The sequence below is a fragment of the Acinetobacter sp. WU_MDCI_Abxd143 genome, assembly GCF_025514195.1.
Lineage (GTDB): Bacteria > Pseudomonadota > Gammaproteobacteria > Pseudomonadales > Moraxellaceae > Acinetobacter > Acinetobacter pittii_H.
Map to the genome: position 1 here is coordinate 21,861 of NZ_JAHPTH010000010.1, position 23,244 is coordinate 45,104.

Annotated in this window: 22 protein-coding genes and 1 tRNA gene; 12 read left to right on the top strand and 11 right to left on the bottom strand. The window is 39.1% G+C overall.

Annotated elements, in window-relative coordinates:
• Nucleotides 1–85: 85 nt before the first annotated feature.
• Genes gatB through gatC form a run of 3 tightly spaced genes read right to left on the bottom strand, consistent with a single transcriptional unit; the run spans nucleotide 86 to nucleotide 3,401 of the window.
• Nucleotides 86–1,555: an Asp-tRNA(Asn)/Glu-tRNA(Gln) amidotransferase subunit GatB gene (gene gatB / locus KTI79_RS15120; RefSeq protein ID WP_032056154.1), complete on the bottom strand. Its 1,470-nt coding sequence runs from the start codon at nucleotides 1,553–1,555 to the stop codon at nucleotides 86–88.
• A complete protein-coding gene (gene gatA / locus KTI79_RS15125; protein ID WP_032056153.1) occupies nucleotides 1,555–3,033 on the bottom strand; it encodes an Asp-tRNA(Asn)/Glu-tRNA(Gln) amidotransferase subunit GatA in 1,479 nt (492 codons plus the stop codon). Before gatA ends, gatB begins: the two co-directional genes overlap by 1 nt.
• Before the next feature lie 53 nt (nucleotides 3,034–3,086).
• On the bottom strand, nucleotides 3,087–3,401 hold the full coding sequence (gene gatC / locus KTI79_RS15130) for an Asp-tRNA(Asn)/Glu-tRNA(Gln) amidotransferase subunit GatC (protein WP_000107700.1): 315 nt from the start codon (nucleotides 3,399–3,401) through the stop codon (nucleotides 3,087–3,089).
• Nucleotides 3,402–3,534: 133 nt separating this feature from the next.
• On the opposite strand from gatC, the gene KTI79_RS15135 reads away from it, so the two are divergent.
• The 6 genes from KTI79_RS15135 (at nucleotide 3,535) to KTI79_RS15160 (ending at nucleotide 8,356) form a co-directional block, all read left to right on the top strand.
• Complete coding sequence (locus KTI79_RS15135) at nucleotides 3,535–4,575, top strand: rod shape-determining protein (protein ID WP_000601379.1); 1,041 nt, start codon at nucleotides 3,535–3,537, stop codon at nucleotides 4,573–4,575.
• Between the two features lie 16 nt (nucleotides 4,576–4,591).
• Nucleotides 4,592–5,449, top strand: coding sequence for a rod shape-determining protein MreC (mreC, locus tag KTI79_RS15140; protein ID WP_016143153.1), 858 nt, complete (start codon nucleotides 4,592–4,594; stop codon nucleotides 5,447–5,449).
• A complete protein-coding gene (gene mreD / locus KTI79_RS15145) occupies nucleotides 5,436–5,927 on the top strand; it encodes a rod shape-determining protein MreD (RefSeq protein ID WP_086375826.1) in 492 nt (163 codons plus the stop codon). The genes mreC and mreD overlap by 14 nt, the downstream gene beginning before the upstream one ends.
• Entirely contained in the window at nucleotides 5,915–6,475 is a 561-nt protein-coding gene (locus tag KTI79_RS15150; protein WP_032056152.1) for a Maf-like protein, read from the top strand. Before mreD ends, KTI79_RS15150 begins: the two co-directional genes overlap by 13 nt.
• Nucleotides 6,476–6,588: 113 nt before the next feature.
• Nucleotides 6,589–8,043 (top strand): ribonuclease G, encoded by a 1,455-nt coding sequence (gene rng / locus KTI79_RS15155; RefSeq protein WP_016143155.1) that lies wholly within the window; start codon nucleotides 6,589–6,591, stop codon nucleotides 8,041–8,043.
• Between the two features lie 139 nt (nucleotides 8,044–8,182).
• The gene (locus KTI79_RS15160; protein ID WP_002116397.1) at nucleotides 8,183–8,356 is read left to right on the top strand and encodes a PA1571 family protein; all 174 of its coding nucleotides are present in this window, start codon (nucleotides 8,183–8,185) and stop codon (nucleotides 8,354–8,356) included.
• Between the two features lie 29 nt (nucleotides 8,357–8,385).
• On the opposite strand, the gene KTI79_RS15165 is transcribed toward KTI79_RS15160, so the two are convergent.
• Both KTI79_RS15165 and KTI79_RS15170 read right to left on the bottom strand, forming a co-directional pair.
• Nucleotides 8,386–9,771, bottom strand: a complete 1,386-nt coding sequence (locus KTI79_RS15165) for a WS/DGAT/MGAT family O-acyltransferase (RefSeq protein WP_016143156.1) — start codon at nucleotides 9,769–9,771, stop codon at nucleotides 8,386–8,388.
• Between the two features lie 171 nt (nucleotides 9,772–9,942).
• Nucleotides 9,943–10,677, bottom strand: a complete 735-nt coding sequence (locus KTI79_RS15170) for a phosphoadenylyl-sulfate reductase (protein WP_005064416.1) — start codon at nucleotides 10,675–10,677, stop codon at nucleotides 9,943–9,945.
• A gap of 184 nt (nucleotides 10,678–10,861) precedes the next feature.
• Between KTI79_RS15170 and thrH the strand changes: the two genes are divergently transcribed.
• On the top strand, nucleotides 10,862–11,479 hold the full coding sequence (thrH, locus tag KTI79_RS15175) for a bifunctional phosphoserine phosphatase/homoserine phosphotransferase ThrH (RefSeq protein WP_002116438.1): 618 nt from the start codon (nucleotides 10,862–10,864) through the stop codon (nucleotides 11,477–11,479).
• A gap of 58 nt (nucleotides 11,480–11,537) precedes the next feature.
• On the opposite strand, the gene KTI79_RS15180 is transcribed toward thrH, so the two are convergent.
• On the bottom strand, nucleotides 11,538–12,893 hold the full coding sequence (locus KTI79_RS15180) for an outer membrane protein transport protein (RefSeq protein ID WP_032056149.1): 1,356 nt from the start codon (nucleotides 12,891–12,893) through the stop codon (nucleotides 11,538–11,540).
• 597 nt (nucleotides 12,894–13,490) lie between these two features.
• Nucleotides 13,491–14,189, bottom strand: coding sequence for an NAD(P)H-dependent oxidoreductase (locus tag KTI79_RS15185; RefSeq protein WP_032056148.1), 699 nt, complete (start codon nucleotides 14,187–14,189; stop codon nucleotides 13,491–13,493).
• Between the two features lie 159 nt (nucleotides 14,190–14,348).
• Here KTI79_RS15185 and KTI79_RS15190 point away from each other — a divergent pair, with 159 nt between their 5' ends.
• Entirely contained in the window at nucleotides 14,349–15,374 is a 1,026-nt protein-coding gene (locus KTI79_RS15190; protein WP_086375827.1) for an AraC family transcriptional regulator, read from the top strand.
• 48 nt (nucleotides 15,375–15,422) lie between these two features.
• On the opposite strand, the gene KTI79_RS15195 is transcribed toward KTI79_RS15190, so the two are convergent.
• A complete protein-coding gene (locus tag KTI79_RS15195) occupies nucleotides 15,423–16,415 on the bottom strand; it encodes a fatty acid desaturase family protein (RefSeq protein WP_032056146.1) in 993 nt (330 codons plus the stop codon).
• Between the two features lie 105 nt (nucleotides 16,416–16,520).
• Nucleotides 16,521–17,321, bottom strand: a complete 801-nt coding sequence (locus KTI79_RS15200) for a PaaX family transcriptional regulator C-terminal domain-containing protein (protein ID WP_086375828.1) — start codon at nucleotides 17,319–17,321, stop codon at nucleotides 16,521–16,523.
• Nucleotides 17,322–17,675: 354 nt separating this feature from the next.
• Between KTI79_RS15200 and KTI79_RS15205 the strand changes: the two genes are divergently transcribed.
• From KTI79_RS15205 to hchA, 4 genes are all read left to right on the top strand, one after another.
• Complete coding sequence (locus KTI79_RS15205; protein WP_016143164.1) at nucleotides 17,676–18,494, top strand: undecaprenyl-diphosphate phosphatase; 819 nt, start codon at nucleotides 17,676–17,678, stop codon at nucleotides 18,492–18,494.
• A gap of 158 nt (nucleotides 18,495–18,652) precedes the next feature.
• Entirely contained in the window at nucleotides 18,653–19,549 is an 897-nt protein-coding gene (locus tag KTI79_RS15210) for an AraC family transcriptional regulator (RefSeq protein ID WP_032056144.1), read from the top strand.
• Between the two features lie 32 nt (nucleotides 19,550–19,581).
• Nucleotides 19,582–20,592: an NAD(P)H-quinone oxidoreductase gene (locus KTI79_RS15215; RefSeq protein WP_079284423.1), complete on the top strand. Its 1,011-nt coding sequence runs from the start codon at nucleotides 19,582–19,584 to the stop codon at nucleotides 20,590–20,592.
• Between the two features lie 208 nt (nucleotides 20,593–20,800).
• Complete coding sequence (gene hchA / locus KTI79_RS15220; RefSeq protein WP_032056142.1) at nucleotides 20,801–21,676, top strand: glyoxalase III HchA; 876 nt, start codon at nucleotides 20,801–20,803, stop codon at nucleotides 21,674–21,676.
• Nucleotides 21,677–21,689: 13 nt separating this feature from the next.
• On the opposite strand, the gene KTI79_RS15225 is transcribed toward hchA, so the two are convergent.
• Nucleotides 21,690–21,762, bottom strand: a tRNA-Arg gene (locus tag KTI79_RS15225).
• 59 nt (nucleotides 21,763–21,821) lie between these two features.
• Nucleotides 21,822–23,201 (bottom strand): amino acid permease, encoded by a 1,380-nt coding sequence (locus tag KTI79_RS15230; protein ID WP_031946772.1) that lies wholly within the window; start codon nucleotides 23,199–23,201, stop codon nucleotides 21,822–21,824.
• Nucleotides 23,202–23,244 lie beyond the last annotated feature (43 nt).

Genomic DNA, 23,244 nt, shown 5'->3' on the forward strand with positions numbered 1-23,244 from the left:
TGCATTCTTTAGTCGAAGGGTGTTTTAGAAGGAGATAAAAAAGCCCCGATAAATCGAGGCTTTTTTATTGAGTTAGCTAATGAAATTAACCAATCAATTTTTTCATTAATTCATTTACTTGAGCAGGGTTGGCTTTACCCTTAGAAGCTTTCATGACTTGACCAACAAGACCGTTAAAGGCTTTTTCTTTACCAGACTTGTACTCTTCAACCATTTTTTCATTGGCTGCAAGTACTTCTTTAATAATCGCTTCAATTGCACCTGTGTCAGTTTCTTGCTTTAAACCTTTTTCAGCAATGATGTCATCGGCAGATTTACCTTCCGATTCCCACATAAAGCCAAAGACTTGTTTAGCAATCTTACCGCTAATGGTGTTGTCAATAATGCGTGCAATCATGCCGCCAAGTTGTTCAGCAGAAACAGGAGAGTCTGCTAAGTCTAGGCCAGCTTTGTTTAACGCACCTGAGAATTCACCCATTACCCAGTTTGCTGATACTTTACCTTGCTTCGCACCGCCAGCAGCAGCCACAACAGCTTCATAGAAGTCTGCCATTTCGCGTGAGAGCGTAAGTACGTGAGCATCGTACTCAGTTACACCAAACTCTGCGATAAAGCGCGCACGGCGAGCAGCAGGGAGCTCTGGAAGTGCAGCGCGAGCAGCTTCAATTTGCTCATCAGCAATAATCACAGGTAACAAATCTGGATCGGGGAAGTAGCGGTAGTCATTCGCTTCTTCTTTAGAACGCATAGAGCGCGTTTCCATTTTGTTTGGATCGAACAAACGAGTTTCTTGGTCGATACTTCCGCCGTATTCCAAAATTTCCATTTGGCGTTCAATTTCAACATTGATCGCTTGCTCAATGAAACGGAATGAATTGAGGTTTTTAAGTTCACAGCGCGTACCAAAAGGTTGGCCCGGACGACGTAAAGACACGTTACAGTCCGCACGGAATGAACCTTCTGCCATGTTACCGTCAGAAATACCCAACCAACGTACTAATGTGTGAATCGCTTTGATGTAAGCAACTGCTTCTTCAACCGAACGCATGTCAGGTTCAGAAACGATTTCAAGCAAAGGTGTACCAGCACGGTTTAAGTCAATGCCAGACATACCTTCAAATTGGTCGTGTACAGATTTACCTGCATCTTCTTCAAGGTGAGCACGAGTTACACCAATACGTTTAGTCGTGCCATCTTCAAGTTGGATGTCGATATGACCCAAGCCGACAATCGGATTGTCCATTTGGCTAATTTGATAGCCTTTTGGCGAGTCAGGATAGAAGTAGTTTTTACGTGCAAATACAGAAGCTTGGTCGATATATGCATCAATTCCAAGACCGAAGCGAATAGCAAGATCAACCACTTTTTCATTCAAAACAGGCAACACACCCGGCATAGCCAAGTCTACAAGGCTTGCTTGCGTGTTTGGGTCTTGACCAAATTCAGTCGATGAACCAGAGAAAATTTTAGAATTGGTTGCAAGCTGAGTGTGAATCTCGATACCAATAACGACTTCCCAACCGTCAATCAATTTCAACTTTTGAGCTTCAGCCATTATGCATTCTCCTCAGCAATTGCCGCACGTTGAGTATGGAAATCGGTGTTTTGTTGGTATTGATGAACAATCGACAACAGTTGTGATTCTGACCAGTAGTTACCAATCAACTGTAAGCCAATGGGCAAGCTATCTTTATCAAAACCAACAGGAGCGTTAATCGCTGGTAAGCCTGCCAAGTTTACTGCAAGTGTATAGATATCGCCTAAATACATTTCAGTTGGGCTTAAGTTTGCACCAATTTTATAAGCAGTTGTTGGTGCAGAAGGAGCCGCAATCACATCTACATTTTCAAATGCTTTTAAGAAGTCTTGTTGAATCAAACGACGTACTTTTTGAGCTTTTACATAATAAGCATCGTAATAACCCGCAGAAAGCGCGTAAGTACCAATGAGAATACGACGTTGAACTTCTGGACCGAAACCTTCTGAACGCGAACGTTTGTAAAGATCCATCAAGTCAGCTGGGTTTTCACAGCGGTAACCGTAGCGAACACCGTCATAACGTGACAAGTTAGATGATGCTTCTGCTGGCGCAATCAGGTAATACGTCGGCACATAAGCTTCAGTCATGTTGAGATCGATCTCAACAAGTGTAGCACCCATTTCTTCAAGCTTTTTCAAAGACTCTTCAACACGTGCTTTTACGTCAGCATCTAAACCTGCAACGTTAAAGTATTGTTTAGGAATACCAATACGTAAACCTTTTACAGATGTGTTATTCAAGTTTGCAACGTAGTCATCAACTTCCTTTTTAACCGAAGTTGAGTCTTTCACATCGTGACCTGCAATTACATTCATTAGGTAAGCACAGTCTTCGGCAGAACGAGCCATCGGACCTGCTTGGTCTAAAGATGATGCGTAAGCAATGATACCGAAACGAGATACACGACCATAAGTTGGTTTTAAGCCTGTTAAACCACAGAAAGAAGCAGGTTGGCGAATTGAACCACCTGTATCAGTACCCGTAGCGAAAGGCGCTAAATCTGCCGCTACAGCAGCAGCAGAACCACCTGATGAACCACCAGGAACGTGGTCAAGCGCCCATGGGTTGCTAGTTGCCCCAACATATGAGCTTTCTGAAGTTGAGCCCATCGCAAACTCGTCCATGTTCACTTTACCTAAAGTGACAAGACCAGCAGCTTTTGTTTTTTCAACAACAGTTGCATCGTAAGGAGAGATGAAGTTGTCTAGAATTTTTGAACCAGCAGTTGTTTTAATGCCTTTGGTACAAAAGATATCTTTATGCGCAAGAGGAATACCCGTTAGAGCAGTTGCATTGCCTGCTTTTAAAGCAGCATCGGCAGCGTCTGCTTCCGCGAGCGCCTGTTCAGGTGTAACCGTCACATAGCTTTTTACCAGTGGGTCAATTTTAGCAATACGTTGCAAATAATGTTCAGTCAGTTCGCGAGATGAAAACTTCGCTTGGCTTAAGCCCTCAGCAAGTTCACGAATTGATAAGCGATGTAAATCAGTCATGAGTAAAATTTCTTTACATTCAAAATAGGGAAGATGGGTTAATTGAGTAAAAGTTATTCAATCACGCGAGGAACAAGATACAAACCATTTTGAGTTGCAGGCGCAACTGCTTGGTATTCATCTCGATGATTGCTTTCAGTTACCACATCAGCACGTAAAGGTTGAGGATTGTCAAAAGGACTTTTCAAAGGTTCTACGCCTTCCGTATCAATGCCTTTTAAGGTTTCCATCATGCCTAAAATTTTATTTAGACTTTGAGCATATTCAGCAGATTGCGTATCATTGAGCGACAATCGAGCAAGATTGGCGATTGCTGAAACTGTTTGTGCATTTAAATCTGCTGAATGCTGTGCATCCGATGTAGACATAACATCACCTAATCAGTATTAAAAATTTTCAAAATATCGTGCGTTATAATAAGCGATTGACTTGTTCAAATCATCACATTTAGTTTAAAGTTGCCACCTTGCATCCACATGAAAGTTTAACTGAGAACGAACCGTGATTCTAAAACGACTAATTGGCTTGTTTTCGCCGGATCTAGCCATTGATTTAGGTACAGCAAATACACTTATTTATGCACCAGGCCGCGGCATTATATTAAATGAACCAACAGTTGTGGCAATTCGTCACAGTGGTTCACAAAAAATTGTTGCTGCTGTAGGTCTAGATGCTAAGCAAATGCTGGGCCGTACGCCTGCGAATATTTCTGCAATTCGTCCAATGAAAGACGGTGTAATTGCGGATTTTGAAGTGACTGAAACCATGTTGAATCAGTTTATTGGTAAAGTTCACGAAAAACGTTTGTTCCCACCTGCACCTCGTGTAGTTGTATGTGTACCATGTAAATCAACTTTGGTCGAGCGTCGTGCGATTCGCGAAGCAGTATTTAATGCTGGTGCCCGTGATGTTCGTTTGATTGAAGAGCCTATGGCTGCTGCAATTGGCGCAGGTATGCCAGTTGAACAAGCGTGTGGTTCTATGGTTGTGGATGTTGGTGGTGGTACAACTGAAATTGCAATTATTTCATTGCAAGGTTGTGTTTATGCTGACTCTTTACGCATCGGCGGCGATGTTTTTGATGAGCAAATCATCAATTATGTACGTAAAGCTCACGGTTGTGTAATCGGTGAAACCACTGCTGAAATTATTAAAAAAGAAGTCGGTATGGCTGTTTCTGATGGTACAACATTAGAAATCGAAGTACGTGGTCGTAACCTTGCAGAAGGTGTGCCTCGTGCAATTACCGTAACTTCTGACGAAATTACTCAAGCTATTTCTGATCCGTTACAAAGCATTGTAAGTGCTGTGAAATCTGCTCTTGAACAAACTCCTCCTGAACTTTCTTCTGATATTGCTGAGCGCGGTATTGTGTTGACAGGTGGTGGTGCGCTACTTCGTAACCTTGATAAATTATTAGCTCAAGAAACTGGTTTACCGGTTGTTGTTGCTGAAGATCCTCTTACTTGTGTAACCCGTGGTGGTGGTAAAGTATTAGAATTCTTCGACAATCCGAACCATGACATGCTTTTCGTCGGTTAAGTTTAAGGATTAGGCGGTGCAACCGAATATTTTTTCAAGACAGCCGCCATCTTTCCGCTCGTTCATTATTGCGGTCATTACATGCTTGGTTGTGCTGTTCTTTGATTGGCGCATGCCTTATGTAATTCAGCCAGCAAGGGATGTCTTGTACGCTGCATATAACCCAATTTATGCATTGGCCAGTTATCCAGTACTGTCGAGAGAATGGCTGAATCAACAAACAAAATCTGAAGCACAACTGCGTCGTGAAAATACCGCGATGCAGGCTGAGCTTTTACAAGCTCAAGTCCGCTTACAGAAGCTTTCTGAATTATCTGCTGAAAATACTCGTTTACGAGGACTTCTTGATACACCGTTAATTATTGATGGACGTATGGAAATTGCCGAAGTGATTGGGACAGATGCAGATCCATTGCGTCATATCATCATTATTAACCGAGGCTCTATGGACCATATAAAGGTCGGACAAACGGTTTTAGATGATAAGGGGATTATGGGGCAGATCATTAATGTGTATCCTCATAGCTCACGTGTAATGTTGTTATCTGATAAAGAGCATTCACTGTCGGTACGTCTTGAGCGTACAGGAATGCGAGCGATTGTTTCTGGTACAGGTGATTTAGGCCGTTTAAAAATGGAATATGTTCCGACCAGCGCTAATATTCTGGTGGGTGATAAAGTGTTTAGTTCAGGCTTGGGTGAACATTTCCCAGCAGGTTACGCTGTAGGTACAGTTGCCAAAATAAGACGTCATAATTCAGGCGAGTTTGCTGAAATTGATGTCACACCAGCAGCACAATTAGCCACAGGACACCATGTAGTTGTACTTTTCTCTGAGTCCTTAGCGAAGGAGCAGCCTTATGCCGATCGCTAAACTGAAACGAGAAAAGCGTAAAGACCCATTATGGGGAATTATTCTCTCTGTTATTGTGGGTCCTGTACTCATGGTTTACCCGCTATCCTATGATATTTCAGGTTGGCGACCATTATTCATGTTAATGATTATGCTATTTTGGGTAGTATGTCAGCCAACATGGTGTGGAGTTTGGTTTGCGTTTGGGATGGGGATTTTTACAGACTTACTACTTGATGCGCCTTTAGGTCTCAATGCCTTAAGTTTTGTAATTGTGACTTTTCTTACCCGTTTTTTAATTCGGGAACGCCGTATTTTAACTTTTGTTAATTTATGGACGATAGCAACGCTGGTCATTATTGCCCACTTAGCATTTATGTGGGTAACACAGACGATGGGCGGAATTCATTTTTCGATTGCTAGACATTGGCAACCTTTGATGACAAGTATCATTACGTGGCCAGTCGTCTATTATTGTTTGGCAAAATGGCGCATATAGTTTTAGCATCTAGCTCTCCTCGTCGGAAAGAGCTGTTACAACAGCTAGGCTTAGATTTTGAAATCTATAGTCCTGACATTGATGAATCTGTTCATGAAAATGAGCTGGTTCATCATTATGTTGAACGTTTAGCTAGAGAAAAGGCAAAAACTGTATTGAAGCTTTTTCCAGAAGCAATTGTTATTGCTGCTGATACAAGTCTAGGACTTGATGGTCAAATTATTGGTAAGCCTGAATCGAAAAATCATGCCTTTGAAATCTGGAAACAATTGTCTGGACGTTGGCATGATGTGTTTTCTGGATTATGCGTTGCGACTCAACAACAAATGTTAAGTCAGGTGGTGCAAACACAAGTTGAATTTCAGCACCTAACTACACAAGATATGGAAGATTATTGGTCCACGGGTGAGCCTGTTGGAAAGGCGGGTGGATATGCAATTCAAGGAATTGCTTCGCAATATATTCCCCAAATTCAAGGAAGTTATAGTAATGTGGTAGGACTTCCTTTATACGAATTTGCACAGTTATTCAAAAGAGTAAAGACATAAGGGGTTGTTATCATTCTTCATTGAATAGCATTGTCGATGAACATTAGACAACGTTAAAGTTAACAGCTTCTCTGACTCTTTAATAAAAATTTTATAATGCTTTGAGTTTATGTATGTCAGAAGAACTACTTATTAATGTCACGCCTATGGAGTGTCGGGTGGCATTAATCGAAAATGGAACTGTTAATGAGCTGTATGTCGAGCGTACAGTCAAGCGCGGTCTAGTCGGCAATATTTACAAAGGTAAAGTAGTAAGAGTGCTTCCGGGCATGCAAGCTGCCTTTGTGGATATTGGTTTGTCTCGAACAGCCTTTTTACATATCAATGATATGGTTTGGCCTCGTTCACAGCCTACCCCAAATGTCTTTGAATTATTACATCCTGGACAAACCCTTACTGTCCAAGTTATGAAAGATATGTTGGGTACAAAAGGTGCGCGTCTAAGTACAGATCTTTCAATTCCTTCTCGCTATCTGGTTCTCATGCCATATGGAAATCATATTGGCGTTTCTCAGCGTATTGAGTCAGAAGAGGAGCGAGAGCGACTACGTAATATTATTGAAAGTATTCAAGCAGAACATAATTTACCCGGTAGCGTGATTGTCCGTACGGCTGCCGAAGGTGTGGATGAGGCAGAAATTGCACAAGACATGTGCTATCTGAGTAAGTTATGGGAATACATTCAGCGTAAACAGACTGATGTTGCTGTCCCTTCTTTAATTTTTGAAGAACTTCCATTACCTCAACGTATTATTCGAGATTTGGCGAGCGAAGAAACGGCAAAGATTTATGTCGATTCGCGAGAGATTCATGCAAAGTTGCTCGAATTTGTAGAAGAGTTTGTTCCGAATATGAAGAGTCGTCTTATCCATTATCCGGGCGAGCGACCACTATTTGATCTTTATAATGTTGAAGAAGATATTCAAAAAGCCTTACAAACTCGCGTAGCTTTGAAGTCGGGCGGTTATCTGATGATTGACCAGACTGAAGCCATGACAACGATTGACGTTAATACAGGTTCATATGTAGGCGGTCGTAGTCTTGAAGACACGGTTTTTAAAACCAATATGGAAGCGACTCAAGTTATTGCGCGTCAACTTAGACTGCGTAATTTGGGTGGTATTCTTATTATTGATTTTATTGACATGCAAGAAGCCACTCACCGTGAAGAGGTGATGCGACAGTTTGAGAAAATGCTTGAGCGAGATCACGCGAAGACCAAAATTACTCAAGTGTCAGAACTTGGTCTGGTGGAAATGACTCGTAAACGAACTCGTGAATCATTAGAACACTTGTTATGTGAATCATGTCCAACATGCCAAGGGCGTGGTTTTGTCAAAACAGCGGAGACAGTGTGTTACGAAATATTTCGTGAGATATTACGATATACCCGCGCATTTGAATCAACGAGTGGCTTTACTGTTGTTGCGCATCCTTCTGTGATTGATCGATTATTAACAGCAGAAGCACCAGCAGTAGCCGATTTAGAGCATTTTATTAACCGTGTTATTAAATTTCAGGTCGAAAATTTATATACGCAAGAGCAATACGATATCATTTTAAGTTAAAGTTGTAACAAGATATCGCTTAATCCTTGTTACAACTGAAATTTTACTTTCATTCATGAATTTTAAATACTACTTACATACAGTAGCCCTAGACGTTCTCCCTATTAAACGTCTTAGCAAACAATAAGAGGTATAACCCATGAATGTAAGTGAAAACTTAATTAGCAACGGCCTTAAACATGTTTTAGAAAGCACGCCAGTAAATAGCTGCTATATGTTGAATGACCAAGGTAAAGAAGTACCGATCACAACTGCAATGATTCGTTCAGTATGTCATCAGTTGCTTAACCAGTGCCGCACAATCAAAAAATAAGGGGCCAATTTAAAGCCCCTTAACTTTTTCTAACTTGCTGAATGATGTTTCAGCTGTTTCTCTGCAATAATTTCTTCAAAACGTTGAATCTCATCTTCTAAATGAGTCAAAAGGTTTTGCATTTTTGGCAAAGCATTTCGACAAGCTGTTAATCCAACTTCAAGCTTATCCAAATAACTGGTCATGGTAATGTTTAGAGCTTGTCCATCCATGACAATCGAAGCAGGGTAGAGGGCATCTAATTTCGCGCCATTCCAATAAAGCGGCTCACGTGGTCCTGGTACATTGGAAATCACTAAATTGAACGCCTGACGCTTAGGAAGCATTCCTGACATGATGTTTAATCCTGCCGGACCATAAACTACCGCACTATAGTTTAAAATTTCATTCGCTGTCATGCGGCTAAAACGTTGCTTTGAATTTTGCATGCTGCGACGAATGATTTCTAGGCGTTCTAACGGTTGATCTTTATGCGTCCCTAAATTTGCCAAAATCATGGTAATTCGGTTGCTCATGTCAGAATCATCTGTACGTAATGAAGCTGGAACCATGGCAATCAGTGGCTTTTTTGGTAAGCTATTTTGGCTAATTAAATATTCACGTAAAGCACCTGAACATACAGCCAGCACAACATCATTAATCGTTACGCCTAATGCTTTTGAAATTTTTCTAAGGCGGCTGAGTTCAAATGATTGGGCTGCAAACCGACGTGAAGCACTGACCCTCTGGTTCAAAATCGACACTGGTGCCTGAAAGGTAGAAACATAATCAGGGTTTTTGCCCATTTCTTTGAAGATCGTCTGAGATAGCTCTTGCATAACTTTTGGAGCGATATCGAGTTGAGACTTAATGCCGCCTAAAATACTTTTAATTTTACTTGTACTTGGCGTCGGTACTTTTAGGCGTTTAGTTCTTTTGCTCTCAACACACCATAAAGGAACAACATGTTTTTCTTCTGGTGTCTTTGATAGAGATTTCTCGATCAAACGCATACCTGCAACGCCGTCGACCATTGCATGATGGATTTTAAAATACATGGCAAAACGATTGCCTTCGATTCCTTCGATAATGTCACAAGTCCAAAGTGGCTTTGCACGATCAATTAGTGAACTATGCTGCTGTGAAATATAAACCAGAAGTTCACGAATACGGCCAGGATGAGGCAGCGCAATGTGACGAAAGTGATGATCGATATCAAACTCTTCATCTTCATCCCAAAATAAGCCATTTAAACGGTTATTGAAGGGAGGAATAGGAATACTTTTTGAACGTCGAATATCTTCTACTAAATCATGTACAAAAGTTTCTGGCGCATTTTCAGGAATTTCAAATAAAAATAATCCACCGACATGCATGGGTTGCTGTCTTTTTTCAAGTGACAGAAAAATGAAATCAATTGGGTGTAATGGACGCATAAATCATTGTGCCTCATGCATTTTTCTAAGAAGCTCTTATCTGAGCTCTTGTTAGAATTATAGAACCGTAAAATTAAGTATATAGCGTTTAGAGTAGAGAAAATATGACTTTGTGTACGGAACATGACATAAAAAAAACCACTGATTTACCAGTGGTTTTTTGATAATAAATTACTTTTTCATATTACCTGCATGTAATCCACATTCTTTTTGAGTGGCTTCTTCCCACCACCAGCGACCTTCACGCTCATGTTGGTTTGGTAATACAGGTCGAGTACATGGTTCACAGCCAATAGAAACAAAACCGCGCTCATGAAGAGGATTATATGGAATTTCCATCATACGGATGTAGCTCCATACCTCAGCACTTGTCCAGTTTGCTAGAGGATTATATTTAATAAGTTGCTTTCCTGGACCCGAGAAGCCAGCATCAGCTTGTACTACAGGAATCTCTGTACGTGTACCAGGGCTTTGATCTTTACGTTGACCCGTAATCCAGCCATCTAAAGTCGCAAGTTTTTTACGTAAAGGCTGAACTTTTCGGATACCGCAACATTCTTGATGCCCATCTGTAAAAAAGCTGAATAAACCTTTTTCGTTTACCATGTTTTGAACAGCTTCAGATTCAGGGAAACAAATTTCGATATTGATATTGTAGTGTTTACGGACAGTTTCAATAAATTGATAGGTTTCAGCGTGGAGTCGGCCAGTATCAAGACTAAACACACGGAAAGGCTTACCCAAACGTGAAGCAATATCAATTAACACAACATCTTCTGCTCCCGAAAACGAAATTGCAATTTCACCTTGTTGGCTTAAGGCAAGTTCTAAAATTTCTCGAGGGCTTTTGGTTGCATATTCAGCAGCAAGAGCATCTACGATATCAATAGTCGGAATAACGGTCATGTGTGTTCCTGGCAAAAGGCTTGGGCGCATTGAGTTATGAAAAATATTCTAAAGGATAGTTGATAAAGTGCTTAGCACTTTAATTTCGATCCTTATGAATAAAATTGATTTGATCAATAACAACGCAAAACTGAAAATCTTAATGGTATGATACAGCAATTTTTAACCAACGTTGGAAGCATTCATGGAAATCGTATGCCTAGATCTGGAAGGGGTTTTAGTTCCTGAAATCTGGATCAATTTCGCAAAAAAAACAGGGATTAAAGAACTCGAAGCAACAACTCGTGATATTCCGGATTATGATGTTTTAATGACTCAGCGCCTTAATATCTTAAAACAACACGGTTTAGGCTTAAATGATATTCAAGAAGTCATTGCTGAGATGGGGCCATTACCGGGGGCAAAAGAGTTTGTTGAATGGGTGAGTACGCATTTCCAACTCGTGATCTTATCAGATACCTTCTATGAATTTGCGCATCCTTTAATGAAGCAATTAGGGTGGCCAACGATTTTCTGTCATAAGTTAGAGACAGATGAAGAAGGAATGATTACGGCTTATAAGTTACGTCAGCCAGATCAAAAACGTGAGTCTGTCAAAGCACTACATGGTTTAAATTTCCGAGTAATCGCTGCAGGTGATTCGTATAACGATACAACCATGCTTGGTGAAGCAGATCATGGTTTCTTGTTTGATGCACCAGCAAACGTGATTGCTGAGTTTCCACAGTTTCCAGCTATTCACGGGTACGATGCATTAAAAGAAGCAATCCGTTCAGTTTCACAGCGTACAATCCCAGCTTAAGAATAAAGAATAAAAAAGGCGCTTAAAGCGCCTTTTTTATATGAATGAGTTTTGAAACTTAGAATTTATAACCAAGTTTTAAACCATAAGCGATTGCATTGTTGTCAGAAAATTCTGCAACGTATTGATCCGTACCTGCCTGTGCGCCAGTTTGAGCTTTAGCATCACCCAACCAGAAATATTTTACGCCGCCAGCAATAAACGTTTGTGGGGTAGGGCTGTATTGAACACCTAAACCTACGTTCCAGTAACCTTCAGTTGGACCTAAAGTAGTTACAGGGTTACCTGCACCAGAGTCCCAACCTACAGAAACGTTACCAGCCCATTTATCATTAAGTTTACGGCCCACACCAGCGTTCACAGACCATTGGTCATCAGAATATTCAACTAAGTTAAAGCCGTTCGGACGCCCAATAAGTCCACCTACAGCTTCTGATACTTTGCCAAATTTATACGGACGAATCGCGAAATCTTTCCAATTCACCCAGCGTACATTCGCGAATGCGACTGTATTTGCCATAATCCCTGTCTGGAAATCAAGGTTTACAGACTGAGGTGTAGTAATTTTAGTTTGACCTTCTACTTGGTTTGCAGCAATAGCTTTACCAATTGTCTGTTGGATCGCTCCTGCTTGAGCGGGAGTTAACTGACCAGCAGCAACTAATTGCCCAATAGTTGATCCAAGCATCCCAGCATTTGCCGTGATTGAGTCTGCAAGTGCGATAGTTTCATCTGCATTAATTTTATGATCAATTTCTGAACGATATGTAATAGACGCTTTAAGTGCAATTTCTGGAATCTGGAAAGCGGCCCCTGCTAACCAACCAGCTGCTCCATCTTCAGGAATAGAAGCGTCATAGCCATTATATAAACTATATGCAGAACCTCTTAAATGAACATTTCCTTTAATCGTTTGGTATACACCACCACCATAAAAGTTAAAGTTTTCAGTAGGCTGGAAACCAAAAATCATTGAAATATTTTGGCTATCAACTTCAACAGAAGTTCCACCTTGAGTTCCGCCTAAAGCACCTGTTGTAATTGGTAAACTACCAAGGATTGGATCTGAAGGGCTTGCTACGAAAGCATTATTTCCAGAATATTGTGCATCAGCTCCAAATGGTTGATCGTAAAGTAAACCAAAAGAAAATTTATCAGTAAGTTGTAGTTTTAAGGCTGCACTTGGGAAATAATAATCATCTCCCATATCGCCAATGTTCCGACGCGTTGTGGTTGTACCTGCTTCTTTCCCAGCTACATCTGGATCTAAAACAGAAATACCCGCTTCAAAGTAATTGCCTGGCTGCAAAAATGCAGAGATAGATTGTCCAGAGCGATCCAATGCTGCTGCAAAAACCCCAGTTGCAGGCAGCGTTGCTAAAATCATTGCAGTGCTCAGATGTTTTAATTTCATTTTAATCTTTCCTTGAACTTCAAGACATTTTTTTAAAAGTAACAGAGTTAAACCGTTTAAACTGTGTTGCCTTCAAAGCTACTAATTACAAGTAATAGAAGCTTTGATAACTCCATGTAACAAAAATAGCATAATTACAATAAGAGTAAATCTGTTATATGAACTGAGGAGTACTCACTTTTTATACAAATAATGTCAATAATGGATGAAATATGAAGGAATATTTGCATTGTTAAATTAATTTAATTAATTGATATTTATATTTTTTATCTATTAGTGGTAGCCTTTATTTTTATGACATTTTTGTCACAAATCCAAGAAAAATGGTCAAAGATTTTTTTGTAAAAATATGAATTAAGTGATTATGAAATGAGTATTAGTTGTCATTTTTAGTTGATAAGTCCAGTTTCTCTACATCTGTATATTATTGATTAAATTTTATATTATTCATTTTATGAAAAAGTTTACCTTAATTTTTTTACCATTTGATCTATTTTTTGAGCGAATTTGGATTCTATATTTGAAAGTTATGTGTATAAAAAACCGAAAATAATGATCTAAATTCGGTTATTTAATTTTAAGAGCTAAAACATTGCATTAGAGTGGGTAGAGTTGTTCATCAAATTGCTCAAGTTTGGGAAATGTTAATGACTCGAGCTGGTCCAGATGAGTAAGGTAGATTACATAGTCTTCAAGAAGGGTTTGTCGTGCTTCTTGGCTAATGTATGGTACATGGTAAGCAATGAATGGAGGTAGGACTTCAAAACCAGCATATGCCAAAGTACCACGTTGAATCGGCGATAAATAATTTTCGATTGGTCCATGAATTGAGTTCTCTCCAAACATGTGTGTTCTACCACCGAGTGTTAAACACAACATCGCTTTTTTACCTATCATGCCGCCATGGTTGTAAAACCGCTTACCCCCATAAAAAAGCCCAGATACAAACACACGATCAATCCAGCCTTTTAAAATTGCTGGCACAGATGTCCAATAAAGTGGGAAATTTAAAATGACGAGATCAGCTTTTTTTACCTTTTCAATTTCTACTTGAATATCTGGAGCTAGAAGCTGATTTTTGCTGGCATTTCTTTGTTCTAGTGCATAGTTAAAATACTCAGGCTGATTAAGCTCTAAAAAATCCTCTTGGGATGCAATAGGGTTAAATTGCATCGCATATAAATCTGAAATTTCTACGCTGTGCCCCAATTTTTCTAAGGTTTGCTTAGCTGTACTTTTTAAAGCAGTGGTGAAAGACTGTGGTTCTGGATGAGCATGGACAATTAGAATGTTCATAGGGGAGGACCTGTATTCTTTTCAGAAATTGTGCTGTCTAGTGCAATTCAGCGGATTTTGTTTTGAATAACTATGCATCAATTTAAAAGCATGGCATAGTTCATGAACTGACAGTTTTTACCATTTCGCGCCATTTTATTTTGCTCATATGGGTTGCTCATGAATCCAGAATTACCCGGAACTTATATTAATTTAATCGTTGAGACTGTTAAGCGGTGGGGTGTCTCTGGTGAGCAGCTTTTAGATGGAAGTGGAATAACTTTAGATCAATTAAAAAAGCCCTACTGGTATGTTGAGTTCAACATCTTAAATCAGCTTATTGAACGGGCGATCGAGTTATGCAAAGAGCCAGCATTAGCAGGATATTTAGCTTTAAGCATGACGGCTTCATGTTATGGTTCAGTCGGAATGGCTGCCATAGTTTCTCCAAATTTAGGAGAAGCACTGAAAATACTTGAACAATTCATTGGTTCACGTTGTAAGGTTTTTAAACCAGAATTAAAACAAGAAAATAATGATGCATATTGGTCCATTCATCAGCCCGTCAATGCATTTCAGCTGAGCCCCAATGCCAACATTTTTTTGTTAGTCGGTTTTGTTCAAATTGCAAAAAAATTAACAGGGCTTTCTCATTTGGGAAAAGTTGAATTACAAATGCCAGAGCCGATAGGTTTTGGCCAAATCAGTCATCAACTGGCTGTGACTTGTTTATTTAACCAAAAGGGTAATCGTTGGATATTTCCAAAAGAGTATTTAGCACAATCTGTATTAACGGCAGACCCAATGCTAGTGCCGTTATTAAATGCGCAATGTAAGCGGGATATAGAGAAATTAAACTTAAAAAGTGGTTGGAAAGGACAAGTCAAACAAGTTGCCGAAAAATTGCTTTTGAATGGGGAGATTGAGGCATTAAAAGTTGGGCAAGTGGCTCATATCATGAATATGTCAGAGCGAACTTTGCAACGCTATTTAGCTCTTGATCACACTAGTTTTACCTTTTTGGTGGACTCACTGAAAAAGGACCATGCTCAGAAACTTTTAGCACAAAATAACATGTCGGTTGAAAAAGTGGCTTTAATGCTGGGGTATGCCGAGACTTCTCACTTCACTCGTGCGTTTAAGCGCTGGATGGGGATGACGCCTAAATATTTCCAAACCCAGCATAAAATGGCGGATTCAAATTAAAGGGCCACAAATTTAAATTCATGGCCTTTCATTTATGATTTGAGTCAATTAAGTAGATTGTTCTGGCTTAGATGAGAGTGATTCAATCACTTCAAAATAGCTAGGCGGTGCAGGAACATGTCCGCGATCTCTCAATAGACGATGCATGCGCGGCAGTTTGAAGTAGGGCACCGAAGCCATTAAATGGTGTTCCATGTGGTAATTGACATGAATAGGCGCCACAAAACTTCTAGCAATCCAACCTGCACGTGTAGTACGGGTATTGGTTAAAGCTGTATTACTCGTTTGCATACCTGCATGTTCGGCCATTGAGCGAATTCTTAAAAATAAAGGAAAGGGTGTCAAATACGCTAAAGGCCATAACCAATAAAACCGTTGCTGGCCAAAAGCTTTTAAAACACCATAAAGAGCAACATTGGTAGCAATGGCACCACTACTGTTTTTTATAAGACTTTTGGCATAGTCAACGAAATCTTTATTGCTTCGATCTAGCCACACCTGATCATTTGCAACGGTCCATTTCATTAGATCTAGGTCCATTAATACTCGGCCAAAGCTAAACTTTAATCCCGTCATACCCGTTAAGTCGCGTAAAAATTTACGAGTAAGCGATTTTTTGCTTACAGGAAAACCAGAAACTAAAGAAAGATCTGGGTCATCTGGAGTAGATGTTTTTGCATGATGACGAACATGATGTACGCGATATTTTTGTAGATCATTCCAGATTGGGCGGGCACATAGCCATTCACCTACAAAGTCATTTATTTTTTTATTTTTGAACAAGCTTTTATGCGATGCATCATGCATCAAAATTGCTAGACATAACTGGCGACCCGCCAATATGGCCAAAGCTAGCATACAAGCAAGTAATTTGCCCCAGCTCGGTAAGTAATCCCACATCATGATTAAGCTCGCAAATGTTCCGCCAATAACGGCCCATGTGCTTGCAACAGCCCAAGCGCCGTATGCATCTGAGGGTTGTGTGAGCTCTTGTATTTCTTCTCTGCTAAATAGATCGGTCACACTCACTTGTGCATTCATTTTTATTCTCCCAAATCAGATTTTGGCATTCATATTTTATATTACAAATATAATCATAAAATTTAATAATGTGAAATATTTGTTTGTAAAAAAATAAATCGCCCGTTAGTGGGCTAATTCATTTTCATAAAGTTTCTGCCACAGCTTTTGTCCAATCGAATCGAGCTGCTGTACATTTTGAGCAAACTGATTGCGGGCATGTTCATCAACAAATGGAGAAGGCAGTAGAGGATCATTCATGAGTAAGGTAATGGTTTCACGTCCTAATAATAAAGCTTGGGTAGCGGCCTCATTTAAGGATAAATTTTTATATTTCAAAAGCCATTCTTGAATATCTTGACTATACATTTCATAGTTCTTTTCAAGCTGTTTGGTATCCCACAAAGAAGGAATTAACGAAACTGTTTTTGCGTCAAATTTTTGAATAATAGAAATTTTAGCTTCATTTTCAAGACCTGCTAAAATGAGCTCTTCACATGTTTTTTCAAAGCTATACGCTAAATTATCTGGACGTATATAAATTCCAGTTTCGAGTTCTCTAAAACCAAATTGACTTAAAGCGCGTTCTCTCTTTTTTAAAGCGGTCCGATAAATACGACCTAAAGTTCCAGTAAAGACTACCAGATATTGATGTTGCCATTCTTTAGTCTGCTTAATGCCATTTTTACGATTCAAAATGACTTTTGCCCATTCTTTGGTGGATGGCGAAAGTTGATAAATACCGCGTTCTACACTTTCTATCATGCCTTCATTTAATAGCCGAGTCGTAGCCACACGAATACCATTGTCACTCATATTAAAAAGTTTAGCGGCAATCAATATTTGTTTAATGGTGAGCTGAGGATAAGCAGAGGAAAGAAATAAATCGATAATGAGATGGCGTGCATTAATTTTGGTATTTTTCATTCAGATAGAATTTTTGATATGAGCTGCATTTGATCAGAATAATATCATGTTTTTTTAAGGACTTTTTAAGATCATTTTGTAGAGTAAGTAAAGGTAAAAAGCTTTGTCTATAACAAGAAAAACTTTGGTAGTTATTAACCAAGTTTTATCTTTTTACGATAGTTAACCCAAGTTTGTCATCATGATGTGATACATTATCGCACTTTAAATAAACTGCCTTTAACTAGGGGCAATAACCACAAACGTTAGAAATGATCTGATATTGAACATGTGTTAAGTCTAATTTATTGACTTACCAATTTCGATAAAACAAATTTTAGGTCGTTCTAATGATTAACTTTCTTTGAGCAAGTTATGGAAAATTTTGAAGTTATAAAAGCACTGTTTTTAGGCTTTGTCGAAGGCTTAACTGAATTTTTACCCATCTCGAGTACAGGCCATTTAATTTTATTTGGTCATATTATCGATTTCCACTCAGACGGCGGTCGTGTATTTGAGGTCGTAATCCAGTTAGGTGCTATTTTGGCAGTGTGCTGGTTATACCGACAAAAAATTATTAACTTGATTAAGGGATTCTTTAGCGGTGATGTGGAGTCACGTCATTTTGCGATCAGTGTGCTTATTGCATTCTTTCCAGCAGTCATTATTGGTGTTCTAGCTGTCGACTTTATTAAAAGTGTTCTATTTAGTCCAATTGTGGTTGCGATTGCTTTGATTGTCGGTGCTCTTATTATTTTCTGGGTGGAATCTAGACAGTTTGAACATAAGACCCTAGATGCAACTAAAATTACTTTTAAACAAGCGCTTTTAGTAGGTCTTGCTCAGTGTGTGGCGATGATTCCGGGAACTTCACGTTCAGGCGCAACAATTGTAGGCGGAATGTTTGCAGGCTTATCACGTAAAGCGGCTACAGAGTTCTCTTTCTTTCTGGCAATGCCGACCATGTTGGGTGCTGCGACTTTTGACTTGATTAAAAATGCTGACGTACTCACTTCAGACAATATGATTAATATTGGGGTAGGTTTCGTTGCTGCTTTTATTGCCGCGCTGTTTGTTGTAAAAGCATTGGTACTGTTTGTTGAGCGTCACACGTTACGTGTATTTGCTTGGTACCGAATTGTACTTGGCGTAATTATTCTGATTGCAGCAATGTTCTTTAATTTATCGGCTTAAATAGCAAGATAAAGTGAAAAAACCTAGAATGCTCTAGGTTTTTTTATGCCTAAAAATTGATTTGAATTGCCTATTTATACAAAGTAAACGTAAGACAGATGTTTTCATTTTAAGTTCATTGTTATATTGATTATTAGATTACCTCTCACAATAAAACTATGCCGCAAAATCATCTTACAGAACATTTGGTCGATGCATTTTTGCACTTGGCTCCAGCAGAAGGCCTCTATCCTACTTTTATCTCTAACATCACCTTAATGCGGGTAGATCATTCCACACCACCTATTGCCGTGCTGCAAGAACCCTCAATTGTTTTAGTGATACAGGGATTAAAGCGTGGATATATTGGTAAAGAAATCTTTCAGTTTCAACAAGGACAGTGCTTATTTATCTCAATTGCAATACCGTTTGATTGCGATACTGTAGTTGAAAATAATGAACCCCTGTTGGCAATCGCAATAAAGTTTGAACCACAAATGATGACTGATCTCATTACTAAAATGGATAAACAGCAACAAGGGCTTACTGAAGATGCTCATTCAGAAGATTTAAAATTAAGCTGTGGGCTTAGAGTGATTGACATGAATGTGACTATTTCAGAGGTTGCTCTACGATTACTCAATTTACTTCGTTCTAAACAAGATACTTTTATATTGGGTGAGCAAGTTAAAAGAGAATTGGTTTATCGTGTGGTGCAGGCTTCAGGCGGCAATCTAGTCGAAAGTTTATCTGCTATGGCAAGTCGAAATGGCGTGATTTATACCATTTGTGAAATTATTCAGCGTGATTATTACCATAACTTAACAGTTCAAGATTTGGCGAAACAAGCGGGCATGAGCATATCGCTTTTTCATCAGACTTTTAAAAAGGTGACGAATTATTCTCCCTTACAGTACATCAAAATTACTAGGTTACATAAGGCACGTGAGTTAATCATGAATAATAAAATGGGTGTAGCAGAAGCAGCCTATGAAGTTGGTTATGTCAGTGCTTCTCAATTTAGCCGAGAATTTAAGCGACTGTTTGGAGTTCCACCCAAGTCCTCAATTATTTAACGTAGATTAGTATTTTGAAATATAAATCAAACATGGAGCATTATATGACCCTTCCAACAACCATGAAAATTATTGAAATTACGGCTCCGGGTGGACCTGAGGTTCTAAAACTTCAAGATGCAAATATTCCAGCACCTCAACCAGATGAAGTCTTAATTGAGGTAAAGGCTGCTGGAATTAACCGTCCTGACGTTTTGCAGCGTATGGGTTTATATCCTATGCCTAAAGGTGTTACTCAAATACCCGGACTTGAAGTCGCTGGTGTTGTGGTTGCTGTAGGCGAGCAAGTCGATCAATTCAAGGTTGGCGATAAAGTTTGCGCCCTAACAAATGGTGGCGGTTATGCAGAATATTGTGCGGTAACTGCAACTCAAGTATTACCAATACCTGAAAATTTATCATTTACTCAAGCTGCTGCGATTCCGGAAACATTTTTTACAGTTTGGGCAAATCTATTTGATATTGGCCGTTTAAAGAAAGATGAAACCGCACTGATTCATGGTGGGGCAAGTGGTATTGGAACCACAGCTTTAGCCATTTGCCATGCTTTGGGGATTAAAACTTTTGCTACGGTTGGTAGTGAAGATAAAGTTGAAGCACTCTCAAGTTTAACGACAGCAATTAACTATAAAACCCAAGATTTTGAGCAAGAAGTTTTGAAACATACTCAAGATCAAGGTGTTGATGTTATTTTGGATATTGTGGGTGGTTCTTATTTCACAAAAAATTTAAATCTATTAAAACGTGATGGCCGACTTGTCATTATTGGTTTTATGGGTGGTCGAATCGCAAAAGAATTTGATTTACAAAAACTGATTTTAAAACGTGCCACAATTACGGGTTCAACGATGCGAGCACGTAATAGCCAAGAAAAAGCAGAGATTGCACAATCTTTGCATGAGCATGTATGGCCATTATTGGCTCAAGGTAAATGTTTACCACAAATTTATAAAACGTATGCTTTTTCAGATGTACAAAGTGCTCACGAATGTATGGAACAAGGTGATCATATTGGAAAGATCGTTTTAGAAATGAATGCGTAATACTGTAATCATTGAAGTTTGGGCGAACGACAGGTTCGCCTAAACTGAATTTTATAATTCTAGATTCTGCCTATTTCTCTATAAAAATTGCCAAATTCTATTGGCAGATTGCACCAGTTCCATAACTTCACTTATAAATTGAGTAAGAAATAAAAATGGGTTCTTACCTTATTATTTCTTTCCATACTGATGAAAAAGGATAGTAACAATGAATACCGCAAATATTGATGATAAAAATCCTACTCCAGATTTGGCTGAAGATAATGCCTTTTTCCCATCACCTTATTCACTGAGTCAATATACTGCACCTAAAACCGATTACGATGGCACGACTTATTCAACGCCGTATGCGGGCAATAAAAAAGTTTTAATGATTGCAACTGATGAACGTTATATTCAGATGCAAAACGGTAAGTTCTTTTCAACAGGTAACCATCCTGTAGAAATGCTTTTACCGATGTTTCATTTAGATAATGCAGGCTTCGAAATTGATATTGCGACACTTTCAGGTAATCCAGCCAAGCTTGAACTGTGGGCAATGCCAAAACAAGAACAAGTGGTATTAGACACTTTTCAGAAATATGCAGATAAATTAAAAAATCCGCTAAAACTAGCTGACATTTTAGAAAATGCAGTCGGTGAAAACTCACCATATGCGGCTGTATTTATTCCGGGTGGGCATGGCGTATTAGCTAAAATTCCACATAGCCTTGAGGTGAAAGAAGTCCTTAAATGGGCGGTTGAACAAGATAAATTTATTATTACTTTATGTCATGGTCCAGCTTCATTACTGGCTGCGGCAGTAGATGAACAGCCAGAAAACTGTATTTTTAAAGGTTATCAAATTTGTGTATTCCCTGACTCATTAGATAAGGGAGCAAATATTGATATCGGTTATATGCCAGGTGCTTTACCTTGGCTAGCAGGTGAAAACCTTGAAAAACTCGGTGTCGAAATTTTAAATAAGAGCATTACAGGTCAATGTCATAGAGACCGTAAATTGCTAACTGGTGATAGTCCGCTTGCTTCTAATAATTTAGGCAAACTTGCAGCTGAAACGTTGTTGGCTGAAGTGAAGGATTAAGTTATGAAATATGTGCGCCCTGCGGGACTCGAACCCACGTCGGTCGCTTAGGAGGCAACTGCTCTATCCAGTTAAGCTAAGGGCGCATAATTTTCTGATTATAAACAAAAAAGCCATTGTCGAGACAATGGCTTTTTAGATTTATTTATTCTTCCGGATTCTCAATGGAATCTAGTTTTTTAGGATTTAAATAGTCAAAAAGTACGAGCATTGCAGTAATCCAAATAGGGATCATCATTACTGACTCTTTGAAACCTTGAGTCCACATAATATAGAGAACCACAGCAATAAACGCTAAAACTAAGTAATTACTAAAAGGTGACCATAACGCTGGAAAAGATGTCTTAATATTCGCATGCTTAACAAAGCGTCTATACTTCAAATGTGTAATTGATATCATTGCCCAGTTTAGAACAAGTGCACCAACCACAACGTACATAAGATGTCCAAGAGCATCTTCAGGTACAAAGTAATTTAAAAGAACGCAACCAAAGATTAATAAAGCAGAAAGCAGAACAGCGGGAATAGGAACCCCCTGTTTATTGGTTTTTGCAAAAACTTTTGGTGCATTACCTTGTTGAGCGAGACTGTATAGCATACGACTATTTGCAAACATCCCACTGTTATAAACAGATAGAGCAGCAGTTAAAATAATAAAGTTAAGTAAGTGTGCAGCCCAACCAATTCCCATTTGGCTAAAAATCATAACAAATGGACTTTTGTCGAGACCGCCAAGATCTAATTGGTTCCATGGCACTAATGAAAGTAAGATCGCTAGTGAACCGATATAGAAAATCAAAATACGGAAAACGACTTGGTTAATTGCTTTTGGAATCGTTTTTTTCGGATCTTTTGCTTCTGCTGCGGCCATACCAATCAGTTCAATACCACCAAAGGCGAACATCAAGAAAGCCAACATATAGAAGAGGCCGCTAAAGCCATTTGGAAAAAATCCACCATGAGACCAAAGGTTACTAAATGAAATATTTGAGCCTACATCTGCTGTAAATAGTAAATAAAGCCCAAAAACAATCATAGAGATGACCGCAGCAACTTTAATAATAGCGAGCCAGAATTCGGACTCACCATAAAATTTGACGTTTGTTAGGTTAATTGCCGTAATCACGACAAAGAAAAATAAGACAGAAGTCCACGCTGGAATATGAGGCCACCAATAATTAATATATTTGGCTACCGCGGTGAGCTCGCTCATCGCAACCAGAACGTAGAGTATCCAATAGTTCCATCCGGTTAAAAATCCGGGAAATTTCCCCCAATATTTATACGCAAAATGGCTGAACGATCCTGCAACAGGTTCTTCAACAATCATTTCTCCCAAGTGACGCATAATCAAAAACGCGATTAAGCCGCCAATGGCATATCCTAAAATAATGGATGGTCCCGCAGATTGAATCACTTGCGCCGAGCCTAAAAATAATCCGGTACCAATTGCTCCACCCATAGCAATTAATTGGATGTGTCGATTTTTTAGTCCTCGTTGCAGTGTAGAAGATTCGTTGGTCAAAGGTCTTCACTCACAATGAATAAGTAAATTATTCTAATAGATG